Annotated in this window: 1 protein-coding gene; it reads left to right on the plus strand. The window is 39.9% G+C overall.

Annotation, left to right across the window (positions count from 1 at the left end; genetic code table 11):
• Window positions 1–165: 165 nt before the first annotated feature.
• Window positions 166–800, plus strand: a 635-nt coding sequence (locus ACRD7P_RS20950; protein WP_430909756.1) for an AMP-binding protein, incomplete at its 3' end; no start/stop codon positions are given.

The following is an 800-nucleotide window of genomic DNA, read 5'->3' on the forward strand; positions in this document are numbered from 1 at the left end:
GATACGGCATCGGCTTTGGTATTGACCCAAGGCAATATAGCCGAAGAGGAGTTGTCCCATTTACCAAAGGGGCAACTGGTCCCGATCGATCTGGAACGGTCCTTTTACAATGACAATGCGGTGGATGGTCTTACTGTGTCCATTGGTGGGCAGGACCTAAGCTATGTGATCTATACCTCGGGTACTACGGGGAAACCCAAAGGGGTTATGATCGAGCATAGTTCCTTATTGAATTATACAAAAACTTTTCAGTCCTATTTTAATGTAAATAACAAAGATGTTATTCTGCAACAAGCAAGTATTTCTTTTGACACATCAATAGAAGAGATTTTCCCAATACTAGTTTCAGGTGGATTCTTGGTTGTATTAGATAATAGAAAGGATTTTGAACATCTTTTTCATGTTTGTAAAAAACATGAAGTAAGTATTTTAAGTACAAATCCGTATGCTTTGAAATACTTGAACGAAAATGTACTAAAGCTTGAGCTCTCCCTAAGGGCTTTAATAAGTGGTGGAGATATACTTGAGAAAAATTTCATTTCCAATATTTATGAAAATTATGCTGTATATAATACATATGGCCCAACGGAAGCTACCGTTTGTACTTCCTATTATAATATTGAAAAAGTAGATGCTGGTAAAATAAGTATAGGTAGTCCAATTCAAAATACGAAAGCCTACGTTCTGGACAGTTTCCAAAAGCCGGTGCCGGTGGGCGTGATCGGGGAGTTGTACATTGGCGGCGCGGGCGTTGCCAGGGGCTATCTGAACCGAGGGGAACTCACACAAGAGCGTTTTGT

The sequence above is a fragment of the Maribacter sp. 2-571 genome (assembly GCF_050589625.1).
GTDB lineage: Bacteria > Bacteroidota > Bacteroidia > Flavobacteriales > Flavobacteriaceae > Pelagihabitans.